The organism is Salifodinibacter halophilus, assembly GCA_012999515.1.
Lineage (GTDB): Bacteria > Pseudomonadota > Gammaproteobacteria > Nevskiales > Salinisphaeraceae > Salifodinibacter > Salifodinibacter halophilus.
Genome location: JABEEB010000280.1, coordinates 1 through 269, shown reverse-complemented (window position 1 = coordinate 269; position 269 = coordinate 1). Strand labels below are relative to the sequence as shown.

Annotated in this window: 1 protein-coding gene; it reads left to right on the top strand. The window is 72.5% G+C overall.

All coding sequences use genetic code 11. From position 1 onward, the window contains the following. Positions 1 to 269: L-serine ammonia-lyase (locus HKX41_11665; protein ID NNC24790.1), on the top strand; the 269-nt coding region annotated here is incomplete at both ends.

The window sequence follows — 269 nt, the reverse complement described above, 5'->3', positions numbered from 1 at the left end:
AACGAAGAAAACGCCGCCGGCGGCCGCGTGGTGACCGCGCCGACCAACGGCGCGGCCGGCATCATCCCGGCGGTGCTGCACTACTACGACCGCTTCTGCCCCGGCGCCAACCTGCAGGGCGTGCGCGATTTCCTGCTGACCGCGGCCGCGGTCGGCATCTTGTACAAGGAAAACGCCTCGATCAGCGGCGCCGAAGTCGGCTGCCAGGGCGAGGTCGGCGTGGCCTGCTCGATGGCCGCCGCCGGCCTGGTCGGCGCGCTCGGCGGCAG